This window comes from Klebsiella sp. WP8-S18-ESBL-06, from assembly GCF_014169755.1.
Lineage (GTDB): Bacteria > Pseudomonadota > Gammaproteobacteria > Enterobacterales > Enterobacteriaceae > Kluyvera > Kluyvera ascorbata_B.
The window spans coordinates 1920725-1941643 of sequence record NZ_AP022256.1 but is presented as its reverse complement, the minus strand read 5'-3'; the positions used below and the strand labels follow the sequence as shown (position 1 = coordinate 1941643).

General features: G+C 50.6%; 21 protein-coding genes. 20 read left to right on the top strand and 1 reads right to left on the bottom strand.

Going from position 1 to position 20919, the window contains the following annotated elements; translation table 11 throughout:
- Positions 1-113 precede the first annotated feature (113 nt).
- The 18 genes from H7R76_RS09090 (at position 114) to mobC (ending at position 15500) form a co-directional block, all read left to right on the top strand.
- Entirely contained in the window at positions 114-299 is a 186-nt protein-coding gene (locus tag H7R76_RS09090) for an AlpA family transcriptional regulator (protein WP_003036401.1), read from the top strand.
- A gap of 121 nt (positions 300-420) precedes the next feature.
- Positions 421-1008, top strand: coding sequence for a DUF2857 domain-containing protein (locus H7R76_RS09085; RefSeq protein ID WP_003036399.1), 588 nt, complete (start codon positions 421-423; stop codon positions 1006-1008).
- Entirely contained in the window at positions 998-1207 is a 210-nt protein-coding gene (locus H7R76_RS09080) for a TraR/DksA family transcriptional regulator (protein ID WP_050310705.1), read from the top strand. The genes H7R76_RS09085 and H7R76_RS09080 overlap by 11 nt, the downstream gene beginning before the upstream one ends.
- Before the next feature lie 396 nt (positions 1208-1603).
- A complete protein-coding gene (locus tag H7R76_RS09075; protein WP_050310702.1) occupies positions 1604-1825 on the top strand; it encodes a hypothetical protein in 222 nt (73 codons plus the stop codon).
- A 70-nt stretch (positions 1826-1895) separates the two neighbouring features.
- Complete coding sequence (locus H7R76_RS09070; RefSeq protein WP_003036391.1) at positions 1896-2540, top strand: lytic transglycosylase domain-containing protein; 645 nt, start codon at positions 1896-1898, stop codon at positions 2538-2540.
- Positions 2537-2815, top strand: a complete 279-nt coding sequence (locus H7R76_RS09065) for a TrbC/VirB2 family protein (protein WP_003036389.1) — start codon at positions 2537-2539, stop codon at positions 2813-2815. The genes H7R76_RS09070 and H7R76_RS09065 overlap by 4 nt, the downstream gene beginning before the upstream one ends.
- A gap of 11 nt (positions 2816-2826) precedes the next feature.
- Complete coding sequence (locus tag H7R76_RS09060; RefSeq protein ID WP_050310701.1) at positions 2827-5574, top strand: VirB4 family type IV secretion/conjugal transfer ATPase; 2748 nt, start codon at positions 2827-2829, stop codon at positions 5572-5574.
- A 22-nt stretch (positions 5575-5596) separates the two neighbouring features.
- Complete coding sequence (locus H7R76_RS09055; RefSeq protein ID WP_050310699.1) at positions 5597-6325, top strand: TrbJ/VirB5 family protein; 729 nt, start codon at positions 5597-5599, stop codon at positions 6323-6325.
- Between the two features lie 11 nt (positions 6326-6336).
- Positions 6337-6612, top strand: a complete 276-nt coding sequence (locus H7R76_RS09050) for an EexN family lipoprotein (RefSeq protein WP_047063072.1) — start codon at positions 6337-6339, stop codon at positions 6610-6612.
- A 75-nt stretch (positions 6613-6687) separates the two neighbouring features.
- Complete coding sequence (locus H7R76_RS09045) at positions 6688-7719, top strand: TrbL/VirB6 family protein (protein ID WP_050310697.1); 1032 nt, start codon at positions 6688-6690, stop codon at positions 7717-7719.
- 89 nt (positions 7720-7808) lie between these two features.
- Positions 7809-7949 (top strand): hypothetical protein, encoded by a 141-nt coding sequence (locus tag H7R76_RS09040; protein WP_020078407.1) that lies wholly within the window; start codon positions 7809-7811, stop codon positions 7947-7949.
- The gene (locus tag H7R76_RS09035) at positions 7942-8625 is read left to right on the top strand and encodes a VirB8 family type IV secretion system protein (protein WP_050310695.1); all 684 of its coding nucleotides are present in this window, start codon (positions 7942-7944) and stop codon (positions 8623-8625) included. The genes H7R76_RS09040 and H7R76_RS09035 overlap by 8 nt, the downstream gene beginning before the upstream one ends.
- On the top strand, positions 8622-9512 hold the full coding sequence (gene virB9, locus H7R76_RS09030; RefSeq protein WP_003036368.1) for a P-type conjugative transfer protein VirB9: 891 nt from the start codon (positions 8622-8624) through the stop codon (positions 9510-9512). Before H7R76_RS09035 ends, virB9 begins: the two co-directional genes overlap by 4 nt.
- Positions 9509-10813: a VirB10/TraB/TrbI family type IV secretion system protein gene (virB10, locus tag H7R76_RS09025; protein ID WP_050310694.1), complete on the top strand. Its 1305-nt coding sequence runs from the start codon at positions 9509-9511 to the stop codon at positions 10811-10813. Before virB9 ends, virB10 begins: the two co-directional genes overlap by 4 nt.
- Complete coding sequence (virB11, locus tag H7R76_RS09020) at positions 10803-11822, top strand: P-type DNA transfer ATPase VirB11 (protein WP_003036362.1); 1020 nt, start codon at positions 10803-10805, stop codon at positions 11820-11822. Before virB10 ends, virB11 begins: the two co-directional genes overlap by 11 nt.
- A 60-nt stretch (positions 11823-11882) precedes the next feature.
- Entirely contained in the window at positions 11883-12185 is a 303-nt protein-coding gene (locus H7R76_RS09015; protein ID WP_050310693.1) for a TrbM/KikA/MpfK family conjugal transfer protein, read from the top strand.
- A 699-nt stretch (positions 12186-12884) separates the two neighbouring features.
- Positions 12885-14744, top strand: a complete 1860-nt coding sequence (locus H7R76_RS09010; protein WP_050310691.1) for a type IV secretory system conjugative DNA transfer family protein — start codon at positions 12885-12887, stop codon at positions 14742-14744.
- Positions 14745-14753: 9 nt separating this feature from the next.
- Complete coding sequence (mobC, locus tag H7R76_RS09005) at positions 14754-15500, top strand: MobC family replication-relaxation protein (RefSeq protein ID WP_050310690.1); 747 nt, start codon at positions 14754-14756, stop codon at positions 15498-15500.
- Positions 15501-15693: 193 nt separating this feature from the next.
- Here mobC and H7R76_RS09000 read toward each other — a convergent pair whose 3' ends face one another.
- Entirely contained in the window at positions 15694-16641 is a 948-nt protein-coding gene (locus H7R76_RS09000; protein WP_050310688.1) for an ArdC family protein, read from the bottom strand.
- 544 nt (positions 16642-17185) lie between these two features.
- Between H7R76_RS09000 and H7R76_RS08995 the strand changes: the two genes are divergently transcribed.
- A complete protein-coding gene (locus tag H7R76_RS08995) occupies positions 17186-19111 on the top strand; it encodes an ATP-dependent nuclease (protein ID WP_182967563.1) in 1926 nt (641 codons plus the stop codon).
- Positions 19108-20775, top strand: a complete 1668-nt coding sequence (locus H7R76_RS08990; protein WP_050310685.1) for a UvrD-helicase domain-containing protein — start codon at positions 19108-19110, stop codon at positions 20773-20775. Before H7R76_RS08995 ends, H7R76_RS08990 begins: the two co-directional genes overlap by 4 nt.
- Positions 20776-20919 lie beyond the last annotated feature (144 nt).

Below are 20919 nucleotides of genomic sequence, written 5' to 3'. Positions count from 1 at the left end.
ATTTAGTTTATTAAACCCCGTAATACGGGGTTTACCACTACCACTTCTCCTTCCGTTATGCTTTTTTATTATCTCCAGGCATACCAATGTTTGTTTTGCTACAGGAGACAATCATGACATCACATCAGTTATTACGCTTAAAAAAGGTTGAAGAAAAAACCGGCTTGAAACGTTCACAAATCTATCTGTATATGAAAGAGGGTACATTTCCTCGTTCAATAAAAATCGGACCAGCCAGTGTGGCCTGGCTGGAATCAGAAATTGACGAATGGATCAATATTAAATTGTCCCGGCGCTAAACGCGGTCAAGGGAAGGCGAATTAAAGCAACTGATTCAACTAAATACCCTCCAACAGGCTATATACCCAGATATTTCTGCATCTATCTTGCCTGTTGAAAAAAATATACGGAATACATATTATGATCCCTTCACTAAATTACGCCGTACTCACCAATGCCCTGCAGGCGCTTAATGAAGGCAATATTCGTCACTGTGAAGATCTCGGTTTCACATTTGACGAAATGAATGCCCTCAGCCAGCTCTCGCCAGATGCACTCTTTACGCTGAGCCGAGCAGCCGCGCCTTTTATCGCAGTCTCGCTACGCCACGATGTTCTGCACCAGTTGCTGGCCCATTCTGGTCAGGAAGAACAGCGCCGACAACTAATTGACCGGGCCATACGACTGGGCGGCTCCATCGCACTGATGAACCACTATTTTGGTCTCACCTCCAATGAAGTCTGCCTTCGCCGTCGGTTGCTGGGTGTCAGCGTGCCGTATGGCCGAACGCCTGAACCGGATGAAAAGACAGATGTGGCTATCTGGTTGCAATGGCAGCAGCGCAGGGTAGAAAACCTTGAATCGCCCGATGCACTGATCACCATGATGCAGGTGACGGAAATCCTGCAGCCAGAGGCCGAAGCGCTGTCACTCACCACGGTCTGGAAACGTATCGCACTGTGCGAACAGGAAGCCGCTACTGGCAGGAGGACTCTCCATGCCGGATGAGATCGACCGCGATCAGGAATTTAATGAACAGCGACTGGAGGAGATGATTGAGCAGAACCGTTTTAAGCCGGGTTCAACACGATCATTATTTCACTGTCGTATATGTGGTAAACCTATTCCTGAAAAACGACGGCAGACTCTGCCGGGCATAACCACCTGTACAGAATGTCAGGAACAACTTGAGCATCGCAGACGCTAATAATAGCGATAAAGACGTTCGGGGATATTATTTCTCTGCACGTCTTTCTGTTTCCATTAAAATAGAATGCCTTCTTTATTATCTGTTCTGCATCCTTCTCCCTCTTTCCGCATCTGATAATCCTCGCCAGTTTATCTCTCTTATTTTTGTTTTGAATTTATCGTTTATATCCCGCACTGAATATCTGATTCTGAAAATGCCATAACAACATGGTTGCCCTGATGGACGTTCATTCGTCCAGGCCGGGGATTGTTCTTTAACAAATTGGATCGGGCTGTCACGTAACCACAATTCAGGGTGCCGCTGAATGTTCTCGCTGACCCGTTAAAACCGGAATGCAGAACCGGGATGTGACCTTTTTATTGCTTTCACGGCTATTTTATTAAAGGAAATACCATGAGAAAACCCAATTATCACGTCTTTATCACTCAGGGAAGTCAGCCCGATGCACAGGGCGAGAAAAACACGTACTGGACCAGGGTTGGTGTGGCCTTCGCACATAACGGTAAGCCTGGCCTGAATATCGTGCTGATCCCCGGTATTGCGGTTTCAGGCAGGCTGGTACTGCTTGAACCGAGAGAAGAGAGTGACATTTCACAGGATGCCGCAGCCGTTTAACCCGCTTTTGTCCTTCTCCCCGGTAACGTGTTTTTGTATACGCTGCCGGACCCACGGTTACGAGGCCACTATGCTTTCCACCACAGCCTTTCTGGCGCTGGCGACGCAGTGCGCCACCAGTGTTCACCCGTCCACGGCACTTGATGTGGCACGGGTCGAATCCGGTTTTCACCCTTACGCCATTGCTGAAATCGTGCCGGGCGGCAAAGGTGTGATTTCACATTTTCCCGCAAGCCATGATGAGGCGATGAGCCTCACCGGACGGCTGGCGGCGCAAGGCCGACGCTATTCGGTCGGCCTGATGCAAATCACCAGCACCAATTTCCGCCATTACGGCGTCACGGCCAGCGACTTACTTAACCCTTGCATCAATCTGTCGGTATTTGAGCGCATTCTCGCCGACTGTTACCGGCGCGGTAGCACTCTGAAACGAGCGCTCAGTTGTTACTACTCCGGCAACTTTGAAACCGGTCAGCGACCGGAATCCGCCTTTAACCAGACCAGCTACGTACAGCGCATTGGCTATGTCGTCCCGTCCACCCGGGAAGACCGGCAGCGAGCCCCTGACCCGAGCACACAACCGTCTGCCCGTTATCCCGCCGTTGTGCTGCGCGGCGAGCCTGCCGGTGCCACTGCGCCGATCCTGACTTCCCTGCATTATCCCGATTCCGTCATTCGCGGCGCTATCCCTGTTATCCCTGATGAGGAGAAATGATCATGCGTAAACGCCGTTACTCCGCTGTTGTTTCCGTGCTGCTGTCTGCCCCGGTGCTGGCGGCGAACAGTGGTTTTAACAAGGCCAATGAAACACTGAGCAATACCTCGACCGGCCTGCTGGGACTGGCCGCCGTCACCATCACACTGGCGACTATGTGGGTGGGCTACAAGGTGCTGTTCGACGGCAAGAGCCTGCATGACATGCGTAACATCATCATCGGCGCGATCCTGATCGTCGGCGCGTCCGGCTTCGGTGCCTACTGGGCGTCATAAGGGAGGCAACGATGGCTACGCTGAATAAAGCACTCACGCGGCCTGCCGCCATTATGGGTATTCCTCTGGTGCCGTTCGTTCTCGTCAGCGGGGCCATCGTCCTGCTGGCAGTCTATGTCAGCTATTACCTGGCGATTATGCTCATTCCTGCATGGGCGGAAATGAAAAATAAAACCCGAAAGGACATTCATTATTTCAGTCTGCTCTGGCTGGCGTTTAAAACCCGTGGGCGGCTTTTCACCAATACCCATTTTGGCGCGAATGCCCTGCTGGCAAACCAGTACGATAACGTTGATGTCTCGGAGTTTATTCAGAAAATGAAATTAAACGAGCGTATTACGCTGGATAAATATATTCCGTACTCCTCCCATATTCACCCTTACGTCATCAGAAACCGTCACCGTGATTTGGTTGCCACCTGGGAGCTGGACGGCACAGTCTTTGAATGTGAAGACGAACATCACCTGACCCTGATGGCCACGCACCTGAATAACGTTATTCGTTCGTATGAGGGTCTGCCGGTAACATTCTATATTCACCGGCTCCGTGAAAAATACCATGATGTTTTTGAAGCCTGTTCGGGTATTCCCTTTTCCGATGAGGTAACACGTCGGTATTACCAGCCGGTAAAAGACAAACCGTTCTGGCGGCACCGGCTGTTTTTCACCGTCTGCTACGCGCCGTTCTCTCAGATTGAGAAGAAAACCATGAAAGCGCAGTCGCACAGTAAACGCCAGGCAGCACTGGATGACGCGCTCAAAATCATGCTGGAATACCGCGAAGCACTGGAATCTTCATTATCCCGCTATATGGCAACGCCGCTGGGGATATATGAAGAAAACGGGCGGGTGTATTCCTCACAACTGGCGTTCTTCCATCGTCTGCTTACCGGTCAGTGGCAGAAGGTGGCCGTAACGCGCTCACCATTTTATGAAACGCTCAGTACGCCAGACGTCTTTTTCACCACCGACACCGGTGAATGCCAGACGGTCAGCGGTTCCCGTTTCTTCCGCAGCCTGGAGATTAAGGATTATTCCCCGGAAACCCATACCGGTATGCTGGATGCGCTGCTGTACGCCGAAAGCGAGTATGTTCTGACGCAGTCCTTTACCTGCATGGCACGGGATGAGGCGCAGAATCATATCCGTCTGGCGGAAAAACGGCTTAACTCCACGGACGACGACGCGACTTCCCAGCGCGAAGAGCTGATTGTCCTGCGCGACCTGCTCCAGTCCGGACATGTGTCGTGCGGTAAATTCCACTTTTCCCTGCTGATCTCCTCAGACAGTGCCGGACAGGTGGTGAAGGACACTAACGTTCTGGCCCAGCCCTTCGCCGATCTTGGTATTATGACAACGCTCTCCACCCTGTCACTGCCCGCCGCGTATCTGGCGCAACTGCCGGGCGTGTATACGCTGCGACCCCGACTGGTGGCCGTCAGCAGCCAGAATTTTGCCGATATAGCCTGCCTGCATAACTTCCATCCCCACAAACGCAGCGGTAATCCGTGGGGGGAAGCCATCGCCATCCTCACATCTCCCGGCGGTGGCGGGTATTACCTGAACCTGCACGACAGCCAGGCCGGGCGGGATGACACCGGTGAGAAAACGCCGGGGAATACGGCGATTATCGGGAAAACCGGATCCGGCAAAACCCTGCTGATGACCATTATGCAACAACTGATGCAGAAGTACCGTAACCCGGCGTCGTTTGCGCCTTCTGCCACCATCAAACGGCTGACCACGGTGTATTTCGATAAGGACCGGGCGGCGGAGATGGCGATCCGCCAGGCGGGCGGGCGTTATTTCCGCATCCATACCGGCGAGCCCACCGGCTTCAACCCGTTTGCGCTGGAGCCAACCCGCCGGAACATCAGTTTCATCAAACGGCTGGTGCGCATGCTGTGCCGCCGCAACGGTAAGCCGCTCGATCCGCGCGATGAGGAGCGGATCAGTGCCGCCGTGGACACCATCATGCTGGACTATCCGCCGGAGTACCGCCGGTACGGGATCACCCGGCTGCTGGAAGTGCTGCCGGAGCCGCCGACCACAGACGCCCGCACCAACGGGCTGCGTATTCGCCTGAAACAGTGGGCGCAGGGGGGCGAGTTCGGCTGGGTGTTTGATAACGAGGCCGATACTTTCACCATCAGCGATGTCGATAACTTTGGTATCGACGGCACCGAATTTCTGGATGATGACGATATTCGCGGCCCCGTGACCTTTTACCTGCTGTACCGTGTGACCAGTCTTCTGGATGGTCGCCGCCTGGTGATGTTTATGGATGAGTTCTGGCGCTGGCTGGCCGATGTCGAATTTTCCCGCTTCTCCCTCAATATGCTGAAAGTCATCCGAAAGCTGAACGGTATCTTCGTTCCGGCAACACAGTCACCGGATGAAATCGTCAGACACCCCATCGCCCCGGCGATTATTGAGCAGTGCGGTACCCAGATTTTCCTCGCCAACCCGAAAGCCAGCCATGCGGATTACGTGGAGAAAATGAAAGTGCCGGAAAGTGTTTATGACACGGTCAGGAGCCTGGATCCGGGCGAGCATTATATGGTCATCCTGAAAACACCGCTGCGGGCCGGGGAAACCCGCCCGTTTGTGGCGATGGCGAAAATGGATCTGTCCGGGATGGGTAAATTCACCCGGCTTCTCAGCGGCAGTGAGGACAACCTGAAAATATTCGATGCCATTTATCAGGATGGTATGCGACCTGATGAATGGAAAGATACTTTTTTTGACCGGGCAATCTGAAAGCCAACCTGAGGTACTATCAATGCGTTCCAGGAATCACCGTCTGGCATTATTGTTATTTTTCTCGGCGCAGGCGTTCAGCGCCGGAATACCGGTTTTCGACGCCGTGCAGAATACCGAATCCATTAACCAGTGGATGCAGAAACTACAGCAATGGGAGGGTACGGTTACCCATTATAAAAGCGAACTTAATGCGTATAAGAAGCAACTGGCTACCGCAACCGGCGTGCGGGATATTCAGGGTTTTCTCAGTGATGCCCGAAGCCTGAAAACCGATATTGATAATCTCCGTAAGAACGGTATTTCACTGGATGATCTGCTGACCACGAAGAACAGTTCATATTCTTATGAACTGCAACACCTTTACAGTAAATACAAATCGTTCAGCGTATGCAGCGAGGAACAGGAAGGAATAAAATATCAGGCCCTGGCCGACAGTTGCAAACAGATAATCCTCAATCAGGCAATGGCGATTGAGAATACCACTGACGTTGAAAACAGGATTAACAGCACACTCAGCGATATATCAGACTTATCTGACCGTATATCGAATGCGCAGGACTCGAAAGAGTCTCAGGATCTGGCTAACGCCATCGCGGCGAAAAGCGTACAGTTAAATGCGCTGACGAATCAGTGGGAGATGTCTGTCAGGCAGGCTGAACAGCGAACGACATTGCTGGAACAGCAAAGACAGAAAGCCTTTGAACAGCAGCAGCTAACGGCACCTGTTGCTGACCTTAATAATTTATAAGGAGGTTATCCGTGCTCAGATCCTTATTCACCTTATGCACACTCTCAGGCGTGATATTACTGTCCGGCTGCAAGGAAACCAAATCCGAAGCCTGGTATAAGCAACATCCTGACGAAACTTATGCGGTTTATACGCAATGCCTGAAGGATGGCGAGGCAAGCGATAACTGCGAATTTGCCCACCGGGCAGCACTTATGTTTGCACAGGAAGGCCAGCCCGGGGTTAAGGAAAAATTCGAGGCGATATTTCAGCAGGAAGCTGCAAAACGAAATGCAGTGACACAGTAATAATATTTCCTCCAACAAAACAGGGAATTCTCCCTGTTTTTTTATTTCCTTTCTTTAAATATCAGGTGAGGCACCATGTCCGGTGGTATTTTTGTTGGTATGGACAAAAACATCATGGATGGACTGAATGCTGTACTGGAAGGTCAGTCTTCCACTTACGGCACGATGATCAGCGTCATCATTGTCAGCTCTTTTACCTTATTTATACTGTATCGCGGTTATCAGACACTGGCTGGCAAACTCCGGACCCCGGTTGAAGATGTCGTCTGGGATGTGGGGCGAATGTTGCTGATCACCACCTTTGTGTTAAACCGGGATGGCTGGCTTGATATGGCGGTAGCGGCTATCCAGGGACTCAAAGACGGTGTCAGCGGCGATGATAATATCTGGGCGCTGCTCGATACTGTCTGGGGAAAGGCACAGGCGCTGGGGCAAAAGTTATTTAATATGGACACATCAACTTACGTCAAACTGAATGGCGGCCTTGCCGAAGTGCTGGTATGGGGCGGCTCTATTGTCCTGCTGATGGCAGCCACCTTTGTCAACCTGCTCGCCGAAATCACCATCCTGTTAATGACCACCACCGCGCCGCTCTTTATTTTCTGCCTGCTGTACGGTTTTCTTAAACCGATGTTTGATAACTGGCTGAAAACGATTTTTGCGGCAATATTAACGATCATGTTTTCCGCCTTATCCATCCGTATCGCCATTAATTACCTGAATAAGATACTGGATGCTGCAACAAAAACATCCGCTGAAACCAATATGGTCACGCTGGCGGCGCAGTGCCTGCTGGCCGGGATTGCGGCAGGTGTGGTGGTCTGGTTCTCCGCGAGGCTCGCCAGCGCACTCAGCGGGGCCGCTGTACAGGCGGTGCTGCAGGGGGCAGCCATGAGTGGCCTGAGCGGACTGGCGAATAAATCCTCCAGCCTTGCCGGGCCGGGCGTCAGAGGCAGTGCCCGCCTGGCTGCGAAAGGCGGCATGGCCGTCGCCGCGGCGACCGGCAGGCTCACCGGCGCAGGCGCGGGTAAAACCGTGAGCGCCTGGCAGAAACGCACCACCGCCATCGAAAGCATGAAACGCCTGAACCGGCAGCGTCACCGTTAATCCTCCCTGCCGTTAATTTCCTTTCCCCGTCACGCCGTGGCCTGCGCCACCGGTGCGGCATTCCTGCATCCATACGATAAGGGGCTTCCATGAAATTCAGCATCATCCTTCTGATGCTGTGCGCGCTCACGGGCTGCGCACGGCATCAGGGCGACCTCCCACCGGTATCCGGCGAACCCGAGCCAGTGAATTCCCCCGCCATCATTCAGGAGCTGACTCACCATGTCTGATATTCAGAACATTGTTAATGTTTCCCGCTCTTTTGAATCCATACTGCTGGAAAAGGAAGAGCGTTCCCGAAAAACCGCCTGGCGGGTGGCCGCTGCCGGACTGGTTCTGGCCGCAATGGCGATTGCGGCCATTATTATTCTGCTGCCGCTGAAAACCTCCGACACTGAATTATGGTCAGTGGATAAACAGACCGGGCGCTATGAATATATGACCCGCGTGAAGGAGCGGGATATTGCTGCTGAAAAAGCGCTGGCACATTCACTGGCAGCACACTATGTCAGACTTCGCGAGGGATATAATTATTTCTCCCTCCAGCGTGATTATGACGACGTGCAGTTATTTAACAGCGACAGCGTGAACCGGGACTATCTGGACGGGTTTAACGGCGACCAGGCACCGGACGTGATTTTTAATAAGGCGGAATATGTCGTTTATATCGCCATTATTTCCAATGTGCATGCGCCTGCCACCGGGCCGGATAATCTGGCAACACTGCGTATTAAGCGCACAATCCGTCGTGTTGCTGATAATTCCGTGAAAACGGATGTGTGGAATATCCGCCTCACTTACCGCTACGTCCCGCACCGGCAACTGACCGACAGCCAGCGCGAAGTGAACCCGCTGGGCTTTATCGTCACCAGCTACCAGCGCGATAAAGAGCTGAGGGGGGAATGATGCTGAAACATCCCCTGCTCCTCTCTGGCTTAATGGTGTCATGCCTGGCATGGGGCGCAGCGACACCGCGCGGCAGCGCGTATGACAGCCGGATGCAGAACGTCACGTACAACAGCCAGAACGCCACGGTCGTCAGTACCCGCCCCGGCTACGTCACCATGCTGGTGTTTGATGACGGTGAAACCGTTATCGATGCGCAGGCGGGTTTCCCCAAAGGCTGGACCGTGACGAAAAGCGACAACCGGGTGGGCGTCAGCCCGAACCCGATTACCCAGCCGGTCACGGACGCCAGCGGCAACAACGTCAGCCAGGTGTTTCTGCCGACGGCAAAAGACTGGAAAACCAATCTGTTCGTGGTGACCTCGAAGCGCGATTACAGCCTGGAACTGAACGTGCTGGATAAAGACTCGCCCGCCCAGGCCTTTGTTATCCGCTACCGCTATCCCGACGAACTGCGAAAAAAGTCTGCCGCCGCCAGCGCCGCCCGTCAGCAACATCAGCAGGAAGCACTGGACCGGCAGCGGATAGCGGCGGCATTCGGGCAGGCCACCACGCCGCGCAACTGGCGCTATACAAAACGGGTGGCAGCTGGCTCAGCCTCCATCGCCCCGGACTTTACCTGGGATGACGGTCGTTTTGCGTATATCGGTTTTTCTCCTGCGAAAACCCTGCCATCCGTTTTCCGGGTGGTGAACGGCCTGGAGCAGGCGGTCACGCCCCGAACCATTAAACAGGGCAACTACACCGTGATGGCGGTTCCGGCATCGCCGCAACTGGTTCTGCGTTACGGCACCTCGGTGGTGGGGATCGAAAACGACGGATCCGGGCGTATCCCGCTGACCAACAGTGACACCGTTTCGCCGTCCGTTACGCTGGAGGCAAAATGACCGACAAATCTTTCCCGGACGAACCGGAAAAAACCACCGCAGAACGGGAAGCGGAAGCCCGTGAACGCGCCCGCGCGGCAATGGCATATCAGGAGCCGGAGCAGAAAACGCCGCCCGGTCAGCCGGAAGTGACCCGTTTCCGTAAAGCTTCAGGTCGCCGCACGCTGATCGTCAGCCTGCTGAGTCTGGTCCTGGTCATCGCGCTGGCATCCGGTGGCGATCGTCTTCTCAGCGCCCTGAAAACGGGTGATGAGAAAGAATCTGGCACCGCGCCGCCCTCCTCCGGTACGGTGCAGCATGAGCGTAAGAATCTGGGTCTGGACAGTAACCCGTTTGGCCTGTTCGGGCCTGGGAGGCAGGAAAGCACAGACCCTGCCAGTCAGAGCGCCCCGGCCACTCCAGCTCTGCCGCCCGGGCCGCCCGCCCTGAACAAGGCGGCAGCACTGGCAGACGGGCTGAACAGCGACAGTACAGGGTCAGGCGACGATACACGCACGTCCCGAAGCGGATCGCGCAGCAACGCGGGAACGTCGGGCAGCCCGTCAGCCTCCACGGCGTACACATCCTGTCAGTCTGTACTGGTCAGTGGCGAAGATGGACGTCTGCGCTGCCCGGATACGACAGCACCGGCAGGCAGCAATAACAACGACAATCCGGGCGTTGCCAGTGTCACTGGTGTCAGGCGGCTGGGCCTCGATCCCGATCTCTATATCCCGGTGGATCGTTATATTCCGTGTTCGATGATGCGGCGCTTCGTATCCGATGTTGGCGGTCATATCTCCTGCCTGATCGGTGAGAATGTCTGGAGCGCCAGTAACCACGTGAAGCTGATCCCGGCAGGAACGGTCGCCCGTGGCGTCTACCGCACTGGCGCACTGCAACACGGGCGCAGCCGGATGTTTGTGCTGTGGACGGAGCTGCGCACGCCGGAGCCCGGCAGCCTGCAAATCCCGCTCACCGATACGCAGGCCACCGGCCCGCTCGGTGAGGCGGGTATCGCGGGCTGGATCGACAGCCATTTCTGGGCGCGTTTCGGCAACGCCCTGATGCTCAGTACCGTGCAGGACGTGGCGGCAGCGGCATCAGATGCCGCGCCGGGTAAAGACCGCAATACCGACTATACCGAAAACACCCGCGCCGCCACGGCGGAAATGGCGAAAACGACGCTGGAAAACAGCATCAATATCCCGCCCACGATGTACCTGAACCAGGGCGATGTGATCGGCATCATGACCGGTACGGATATTGATTTTTCCTCTGTTTATCAACTACGGCTGAAAAAGAAATGGTATGAACGCTGAAAACCTGTCACTGGATTTTATGAAAAACCGGCTGTTTGGCGACTTTCTTGCTCAGGATGGCCTGACAGAAATTGCTGTTAACCGGCCGGGTGAGCTGCATACAAAAATTCGGGGAAAATGGCAAAAACAGGCATCCCCCATCACGTTGCGTCAGTGCCATGCTTTTGCCAGAGCGCTGGCGTCCTGGCATGACGATAATATTGACGATACATCACCCATCCTTTCTGCAACATTAGGATCTGGCGAACGTATTCAGGCGATTATTCCTCCGGCCTGTGAACGTAATACGGTGTCCATTACGCTGCGCAAACCCTCGTTTGAGCAGAAAACACATCAGTCATGGATTGATGCGGGATTTTATCAGCGCGTGGCCGGTCAGGAAAAAACGGAAAGTCAGGATAATGCACTAATCCGGTTATATCACAGCGGGGATATTCCCCACTTTATGGAAAAGGCGGTGGAATACGGCAAAACGATTTTTATTGTGGGTGAAACCGGCTCCGGCAAAACCACCTATATGAAAACGCTGCTGCATTATATTCCGCTGCATCTCCGTCTGGTAACGATTGAGGATAATCCCGAAATCCGTTTTTATCACCACAGCAATTATGTTCATCTTTTTTACCCGGCGGATGCCGGGGATAATGCTATTGTCACGCCCGGCAGGCTGATCCGTGCTAATTATCGTATGAACCCTGACCGGATATTACTGGCGGAAATTCGTGGGCGGGAAGCGTGGGACGCGCTGAAAATTGTCGGCTCCGGGCATGAGGGGTTAATCACCTCCCTGCATGCGGGCTGTCCGGCAGAATGTATTGAAGGGATCATTGACCGCTGTTATGAAAACCCCGACTGCCGGAACATTCCTTTTGATGTGTTGTTACGCAAGGTACTTAAAAGCATTGATGTCATCGTCAGCATTGATATACACGGCGATGTGCGCCGGATGAGTGATATTTACTTTAAGCCAGTTCATTTAAACAGCACGAAAGAGACATTCAGAAAATAACCCCGACAAATAACATTAGCCAAAAAACGCAACCTTTAATTAATCATAATGGTAACTGAAATGAAAAAAGCAATATCCTCCGTATTATTGTTCTGCGTTATTGCATCATGTTCAACATCTGTACTGGCTGCTGATGCCTGCGAGGTGGTGTTATGTATGTACGGTAAAGCAACCGGAAATGGCGGCGGCAGTGAATGTCATTCCGCTGAACGTGCATTCTTTAATATCGTGAAAAAGAATAAACACGGTTTTCTGCCTGACCATACAGCTGATGCCAGACAATCGTTTTTACTTGAATGTGATTCGGCAGACCCGGCGGCTATCAGTCAGATCATCAGTAAATATGGCCGCGTTCGTGGTTAATACTGGCGAGACGGGCACAGCGCATGACGGTTTTCAGGTTTTTACGGCTTCTGTTTTTCGCGGATTAAGGAGCGAAGAAACAGGGGCCGTAAAAATGAGGCAGCGGACAGAAATATTTTCGCGGGTTAAGGAGCGAAAATAATTCAGGCACCGCGCCTCACCTGCAAACAGCCGCGCCCACGCGGATTTTGCAGGCCGGGGGGAGCCGGATAAATTTCGCCGCCCCAGCGAGCGAAAAGCTGTCGCCCACGACAGCGGTTTACCCGGGGGGCACAGCCCCGCACACCGTCGCGGCTAAGTCTCCGGCCAAAAGCCGGTAGCGTGGCGCGACCACCCTCTTTAAAGGTCAGCTTCCCTTTTATTCCCGCTGCGAGGAACGAGCAAAGGGAAGAAAAAGGCGAAAGCGACCGTCTTAAAGGGGGTGGTCGCGCGTAGCGGGCGACGGTGTGCCGCCGTTGACTTTGGGGGTTTTGGCGCGGCGTCCAGCAACGTCATTACCCCCATGTGACAGGCAATAAGGGCGTCCAGCCCGCATGTACTGGCGCACGCTGTTTCTTACCGGGAAGCATGCTTTCCGACGCATGGCCGCACAGCGGCCACCTTCTTTACCCCATACGCTCGCCCCGCCTTTTCGCCCGACACCGTGGGGCGAATTGATGGGGCGATGTTATGGGGCGAATAGCTGACGAAGGAGGCATCATGATTTTAAATAAGCACGCCGTTTCACTGTCTCCGATAATGAATGGCGCTCTGCCCTTCATTGCTTTTATGCAACAGAATCAGCTTATGCTGGCGTTATTAGCGGGGCTGACGATGCCGTTTTTGGCCTTGATGAAAAGCGATGAACCGCAGAAAGCCCCGTTATGGAAAAGGTTGATTATCGCTTTTTCCCTGTTGTGTTTTCTCTCCGGCACACTGGCCCCGATAGTCATCGGATCCTTCCAGTGGCTGTTTAAGACCAGACTCACCAGTGATAATACAGTACTGGCCTGGTCAGCACGGATTACTTTCACTGTGACCGGGATTATTTTTCATATTATGCTTCGCCGGGTATTCACGCCTGAACTGGACAGAATAAAGAAACGCCTTGTTAAAAAAACCACCCTTGAACGGGAATTGCGCACCGATGTCCGCACCGTAAAATCCCTGCTGCCGGAAACACTGCATTATAACCCGCTGGATTATATCGACCTGAATAAAGGTATTTTTACTGGTATGGACAGCGAGAAGGAGCCGTTGTATCTCCCGTTAAAGGACTGGCAGAAACAACACGCGGATATTATCGGCACCACAGGAGCCGGTAAAGGGGTTGCTGCTGGTATATTGCTTTATCAAAGCATTCTGGCCGGTGAAGGTGTGTTTGTTATGGACCCCAAGGATGATGAATGGGCACCGCATCTTTACCGCAAAGCCTGCGAGGATGCAGGCAAACCCTTTGCCTTAATCGACCTGCGAAAAAAGCAATACCAGCTAAACCTGATTGAAGATATTACGCCCGAGGAACTGGAAGAATTGTTCGTTGCAGGTTTCAGTCTGGCAGAAAAAGGACAGGAAGCTGACTTTTATCGGATCGACGACCGGAAAGCCGCCCGAATAGCCGCACAATTTGTCATCCATAATACAGCCTCAACCATTCGAGAAGTTTATAACGGAGACTATGTTCAAAGTATTGCAGATAAGATAAAAGCCTTTTTCGGCAAGATTGAGGAACTGGCCTTGCTCAATGCCATCAATGCCCCTACCGGATTTTCGCTTAATAAGATATTTGATGAAGGCGGTTGCTGTTACGTCATCGGTTCAATGCGAAACAGCAAAATAATTACCGCACAGCGCATGCTGCTGGTTCGCCTGTACCAGTTAGCAGAAAGGCGCGACCGTGTAACAGACATACCCCGCCCCATTGCTATTTATCTTTCAGAACTGAAATACCATTTATCCAGGCCAGCACTGGAGGGATTAGGTGCGGCGCGGGATAAAGGTGTGCATATTATTATGGATCACCAGTCCATTGCCGATTTAAAAGACTGCCCGGCAGATTTGAAAGGTGACGCCGTTGTCGGTGCGGTCGTTGAGAACGCTAAATTCAAACTGGTTTACCGGGTTATGGACCCGGATACGGCGGAATGGGTTGCAAGAATGTCAGGCACTATTCTGGTGGATGATGAACTCCGTAAGGCTAAAACGGATAATATGCTGACGGAGACCATCGACAGTGAGCGTACCATTCGCCAGGCCGAACGTTTCTTTATTGACAGTAATATGATCCTGAACCTGCCCGATTTTGTCAGCTTTATCTTTACGACAAAAACGCTACCTTCTGCCTCACTGATTTCACCGATAAAGATCAGAAAGCGTCAGCTAAAAATCTTCTCGGTTTCCCCTGATATTACCGCATCGGCGGCACCGGTGAAAATCGCACTGGATTTTGACGAGGATGATAAACCATCCATACAGGATGTAATGACAACGCACCCGGGTCTTTTTTTCAACGAAAGCGAAGTCAAACCGGCAGAGCCCCAACCTCATGAGGGAGAACACCTGTCCCCGCTGGATTTTTAAGGAGCGGTTATGCTGATTTCGACATATCAAGAGCGCCAGACACGCAACAGAGAAAAAATAAAACAACTGCTGAACTTCCTGAAAGAAGAAACCTACAGCGATTTCAAAACGCTGATGCTGCTATTTGGTTTCCGGGATCATAAATCGCTTTATTCGCTGCTGGCAAAAACTGAGCAAATGGGGTTAATCCAGAAGCATGTGCTTGAATCACGAACAATGAAGATTTCATTATGGGGGATCACCAGCGACGGGCTGGCGGTGGTGTTAACCCCGAATGATAAAATCTTTCCTGCGCGGTTTGAACCATCAAAAATCACCGGCTGGACGCTGGAGCACCATCTTGATAATCAGGCCGCCAGACTTATTCTGGAGAAGAAAGGCGCTTCGGGATGGATTAACGGCGACCGGGCCACCTTTCTCAGCCAGTATCAGGTAAAACATCGCCCGGACGGATTACTGACGCTGCCCGACGGTAACGTTATTGCCATTGAAACCGAGCGCCGCCTGAAAACCCGAGCCCGGTATCAGTCGATCATGGCAAGCCACCTGCTGGCCCGTACCCGCAAGCAGTGGATTTACGTTTTTTATGTTGTACCCGATCCACAGAAGAAGCGTGCACTTGAACTGCTGTTTGACAGCATCAGGCATGTCATCATCAACCATCAGCACGTCCCGCTGGAAGAACGCCACCGCCGGGTGTTTCGCATTTATACCCTTGATGAACTGAAACGCCTGTCATTAGACAGCTATACGTAAGCTTTTACACAGGCCATCATGGTGGCCTCACCGGCCTGGCGGCGATACCGCCAGGCCAGAAATTATTTATTCCACTGCGAGGCGCAGACTGTTCGGTACTCGCTGTGCTGCGTTCCGCCTCAGTCTGCGCCTTGCAGCGTTGCCGGTTAAAAACCATGTAACCGCATTCCCTTGCGGTTGTCCGGCTCCGGCCTCAGAGTTTATCCATCAGATAACGATGTGCTTTAGAGGCTGCGCTGGTCGCTTTGAAAATATAACGCTTGTCGTTTTTCAGCGCTTTCAGCCAGGAAGCAATATAGCTTTCATGTTGTACCTCTCCCTCAATCCCCAGATCCGCCATCAGAAAGGCACTTCCCAGCTCCGCCACCAGTTCTTCTTCTGCATAATCAGCACTGCCAAACTTCCCTTTCATTTCACGGCCCAGACGTTTTTTGCCACCACTCCAGTGAACCAGCTCATGCAGGCCGGTAGCGTAGAAATTCGCCGCATCAGAAAACAGATGGCGCTCCGGTAGCCAGACTTCATCTGTTGATGGGCTGAAAAAAGCATTTTGTCCTTTCTCGATGATGTTTGCGCCGCTCTTCCTTAACAAATTTTCAGCCTGCGGTAACGGGTCAAATGTCGCTTCCGGGCTGACCGTTTCCGTTGTCAGGGGCAAACCGTCGATTTGCTGAACGTTAAATACGGTGAAGGTTTTCAGCATCGGGATTTGGTCGATTTCTCCGGCGTCGTTTTCCTTCTCAAGTGTGGTGTAGAAAATAGCTGTTGTGCCATGCTCACCCTTGCGAACCTGTCCACCAGTTGCCTGTGCCTGTTTGTAAGTCACCCAGCGGGAATCGCTGAAACCTTGTTTAGATGCGCTGCACCATAACAGCATGATATTAATACCGCTATAGACTGTTCCGGTTGTGTAATTGGATGGCAGACCAGACATGCCGGATACACGCTGCCAAGGGCAGGACCAGGGTTTAACACCGGCTTCCAGTGCTGCAATGATGTTGTCGGTAACGGTCTGATAAATATCCTTTCTGGTTTTAGAAAATTTCGTTTTTGAGGAGCCTGACGGGTCCAGCGGGGATACGCTGGTCGCCGCTGCGGTGTTAGGGGCGCTTGTCCGGGGGTTAAGCAGGGAAATTGTCATGGTTTTTTCTCCGTCAGTGTGTGATTTTCGTCTTCGTATCGCCTGACGGTTCGCTTTCCCGGCATCGTTCTGTGCTGCAAGGGCGCAGCATGCGTGCCATTTACCCTTGCGGGACGGGTTGTGTTGGGAAACGATTAACAGGAAGCCGATACAGGAACGAAAAGCGCACAGGAGAAAAAACTTGCCCCTGCATATCCGGGCGTAGCGCCCTTGCTCCGCAGAAGTGAAATGGTTTTATTTTTTTTGAGGGTATAGCGGTTTATTGAATTTAGGCATAAGGTAATTTTGTCGGGGCCACCCAAAACTGATCTTTGCTTCAAGATTTACCAGAAATTTTTTGTTGCATCCGGTTTAATTACAATCGCTGAAATTTCCTATGAGTGTAAGGCCACCTAGACTCCCTAGGCTCGCTAATGACTATACCCTTTAACAACTCTCTTTAAGGGCTGTATGGGATTAATGGCAGAATGGCTACCGTATTATTAACAACAAGTGGGTTCGCTTATCAATTCAATGGATAACTTGTACTGAGGGAAGAAGTAGAATGAAGCTTGAAGCAATTCGGTTATCTGGTTTCCAGTCTTTTGGCAAAGAACCAACTGAACTAAGCTTGGAAGATGTGACCTATCTCATTGGTCCTAATGGATCAGGTAAAACAGCAGCACTTCAGGCTTTATGCCGACTTTTTGCGTTTGATCCAACATTGCGTCGTGTCCAGCGAACAGATTTCCATGTCCCTTTTGATGAGGATGAATTTCCTCCTGAGAGACAGTTGTGGATTGAAGCTGACTTTCTGTTTCACGAACTTGCGGAGGACGAGGATAACAGTACTGTGGCTCCTTATTTTGGTCACATGCGACTTGATGAGCCAGAAGGTATTCCACGTGTGCGTTTTCGCCTCACTGCTACTATGGGAACAGATGGGGATATAGAAGAAAACTTAGTATATGTTTTGGATGTCAGTCCTGATAGCTCACCTCAAACCACAGCTCAAGTAACCAGGGCAGAGCGTAATAATATTCAAGTTCACTACTTACCAGCCAGACGGGACCCTGCAGACCATATTGCTTACGGTGCTAACGCTTTACTCGGACGTTTACTCCGTGCTGTTCGTTGGGATGATGAACGTAATACGATTAGAGGATTAACCAACCAGATAAGCGACAGCCTAGCAGCTAATCCCTCCATCAATACTTTCAGTGAAAGTTTGAAATTAACTTGGGCAACCCTACACAAAGGTAAATTTTTCTCAGATCCTAAAATTACATTTGTGGCTTCGGAGATTGAAGCATTGCTACGCCATTTATCGGTTTCATTTACTCCCAGCCATGATGGCTCGCTTGTCGATTTTTCTCGGTTGAGCGATGGTCAAAAATCGATGCTTTACCTTTCTCTTGTTCTATCATCTCAAGCGATCGGTAGAGCTGTTCTCGCAGAGGAAGATGTTACATTTGATCCCGACAAGTTGCGCCCTCCGATTTTTACGCTGGTCGCAGTGGAAGAACCAGAGAATAGCCTTTCTCCCCATTACCTGGGACGTATCGTCAGTGCCTTGAATACCATGGCAAAAAATATTGATGCTCAAGCCTTAATTGCTACTCATGCACCATCAATGTTACGAAGAGTTGATCCTAAATTTATACGTTATCTACGACTTACTGAGGAAAGAAAAACACGAATTACGTGTATCAAATTGCCCCCTAAAACAGATGAAGCACATAAATTTGTGAGAGAGGCTGTACAAGCATTCCCTGAGATCTATTTCTCACGCTTGGTTGTGCTTGGTGAAGGAGATAGTGAAGGAATCGTACTGCCTCGTTTGCTCCAAGTTAAAGGCACTCCTGTGGATGAATCAGCTATTACGGTAGCACCGTTAGGTGGCAGGCATGTAAATCATTTCTGGCGGTTGCTTTCAGCACTGCAGATTCCCTATCTGACTTTGCTTGATCTGGATGTAGCTCGGTATGGCGCTGGATGGGGGCGAATTAAATACGTTAACGATCAGCTTGCAGCATTTGAGCCGGAGAAAGTACTTCCTACAGAATGGAAAATTACAAAATGGAATGATGAAACTACGCCAATAAGAACTCACCATTTTTTTAATAAAGGCACTCAAGACATTTTCAAAGAACTTGAAAACCGATCTGTGTTTTTTTCCTTTCCTATGGATTTGGACTTTTCCATGTTGCTAGCTTATCCCGAAGCTTATGGAGTTGAAAAAGAGGAGCCGGATGAGTCAACAATAAAAGCAGTGCTTGGCAAAAGCTATGACAATATTTCTCAATATAGCGTAGATGAACAGAGTTTTTTCGCTACATATCATCTACGTTTTAAATTAGGTAGTAAGCCCGCCGCACACATTGATGCTCTAGCGAAACTAAGCGACAAAAAATTAATTGCGAATATGCCAGAGTCGCTTAATAGACTAGTTGATGCCGTTATTGCCAAACTTGGAGAATTACCTGAATGATTCCTATTGAAGCATGGCAACCCGCAGATGGATTAACGCTGGAACCAAATGCAAAACGAGCAGCAAAAGCCCGCAAACGTTGCTTAGCTCTTACCGCTGGACCGGGCGCAGGTAAAACTGAAATGCTTGCGCAGCGGGCAGATTTCCTGTTACGGACAGGGACATGTCGGTATCCGAAGCGGATTCTCGCTATCTCCTTCAAGGTTGATGCTAGTAGAAATCTAAAAGAGCGCGTCGAACGGCGCTGTGGTGCAGACCTTGCCTCCCGTTTCGATAGTTATACTTTCCATGCATTTGCCAAGCGAATAATTGATCGCTTTAGACCAGTACTGAAAGGAAGAGAGGCATTAGATTCAGACTATACGATCGTTGATAAGAAAATCAGTATTTCTCGTTCCCAAATCGAATTTAGTGATCTTGTTCCGTTGGCTATTAAAATATTGCAAAACTCAAAAATTGCTCGTAATTCTATTCGTCAGACTTACAGCGATATTTTCCTTGATGAATTTCAGGATTGTACAAATTTGCAATATGAATTGGTTAAACTTGCTTTTCTAGGGACTAAAATCCGGCTTACTGCAGTAGGTGATACCAAGCAAAAAATCATGGGTTGGGCGGGAGCGATGGATGGTATATTCCAAACATTTACTGATGATTTCAATGCAGTTCCACTTAACATGTACCGAAATTTCCGGTCAAAGCCACAATTGCTGCGAGTACAAAACGAAATAATTCGTCGGCTTGATCTTGCATCTGTCATGCCAGATGAACAATTGAATGGTGACGAAGGTGAGATTCATGTCGAGAGTTTCAGAAACAGTCAAGAAGAAGCCATTTATTTGGCAAATATTATTAATGACTGGATTAATAAAGAAGGATTGGCACCAACAGAAATTGCCGTCTTAGTTTCTAAGCAGTTAGATCTCTATGCTGACCACCTAATGATGGAGCTGGAATTACGAGGAATTCCATATCGAAACGAGCAGCAAATGCAGGATATTACTGTTGAGCCAGTTGCACGTTTAATCGTAGATTATCTTTCATGCCTCTATGGAAAGCGTGAACCCAAGGCTTGGATCCGTCTGATGAATCAGCTGATTCCTTTTGCTGATGAAGAAGTACAGTCCTGTGCGCGAAAGGACCTTGATCGTTTGTTAAAAAAACAGCGCAAAGAAGCAACTAGTGCTGAACAGCTTGATTCACCTTTTTCTTGTTGGTGGAAGTTTGTAAAGGAGTTTTTAAAACATATTGGCACTGATACAATCGTAGCCCTATCACCTGATTACGAATCACACAAGCGTCTACAGGAAGTTTTTCGTGATACCAAAGCAAGGATTGAAGAGTTGCTTGAAATTGAATCAGATTTGCCACAAGCTCTTGGACGGTTTACGGATGACCAAGCAGTCAGAATTTTAACCATTCACAAAAGCAAAGGGCTTGAGTTCGATTCTGTAATTATAATGGCGGTGGAAAACGAGATTTTCTTTGGTAACCAAGATGAGAATCGATGTGCATTCTTCGTTGGTGTTTCACGGACGAAGAGACGATTATTTTTAACTCATGCTGCACAGCGTGAACGGCCTGCTAATGCCAAACGTTGGGAAGTCCATCGAACTGTTCAATCCGAATATATTGGTTATGTTACACCATTTATTAAACGGTAATAATTAGCAGCGTTCAACTATTTGTTAAACGCCGTAGTAATTTTGAAAAGACCACTCTCCGCCTCACAGAAAGGTCATGAATAATTACTTAGCTCTACTATATAAAATTAGATCAGCGCTAAGTAAGATTCATATAGTATATAG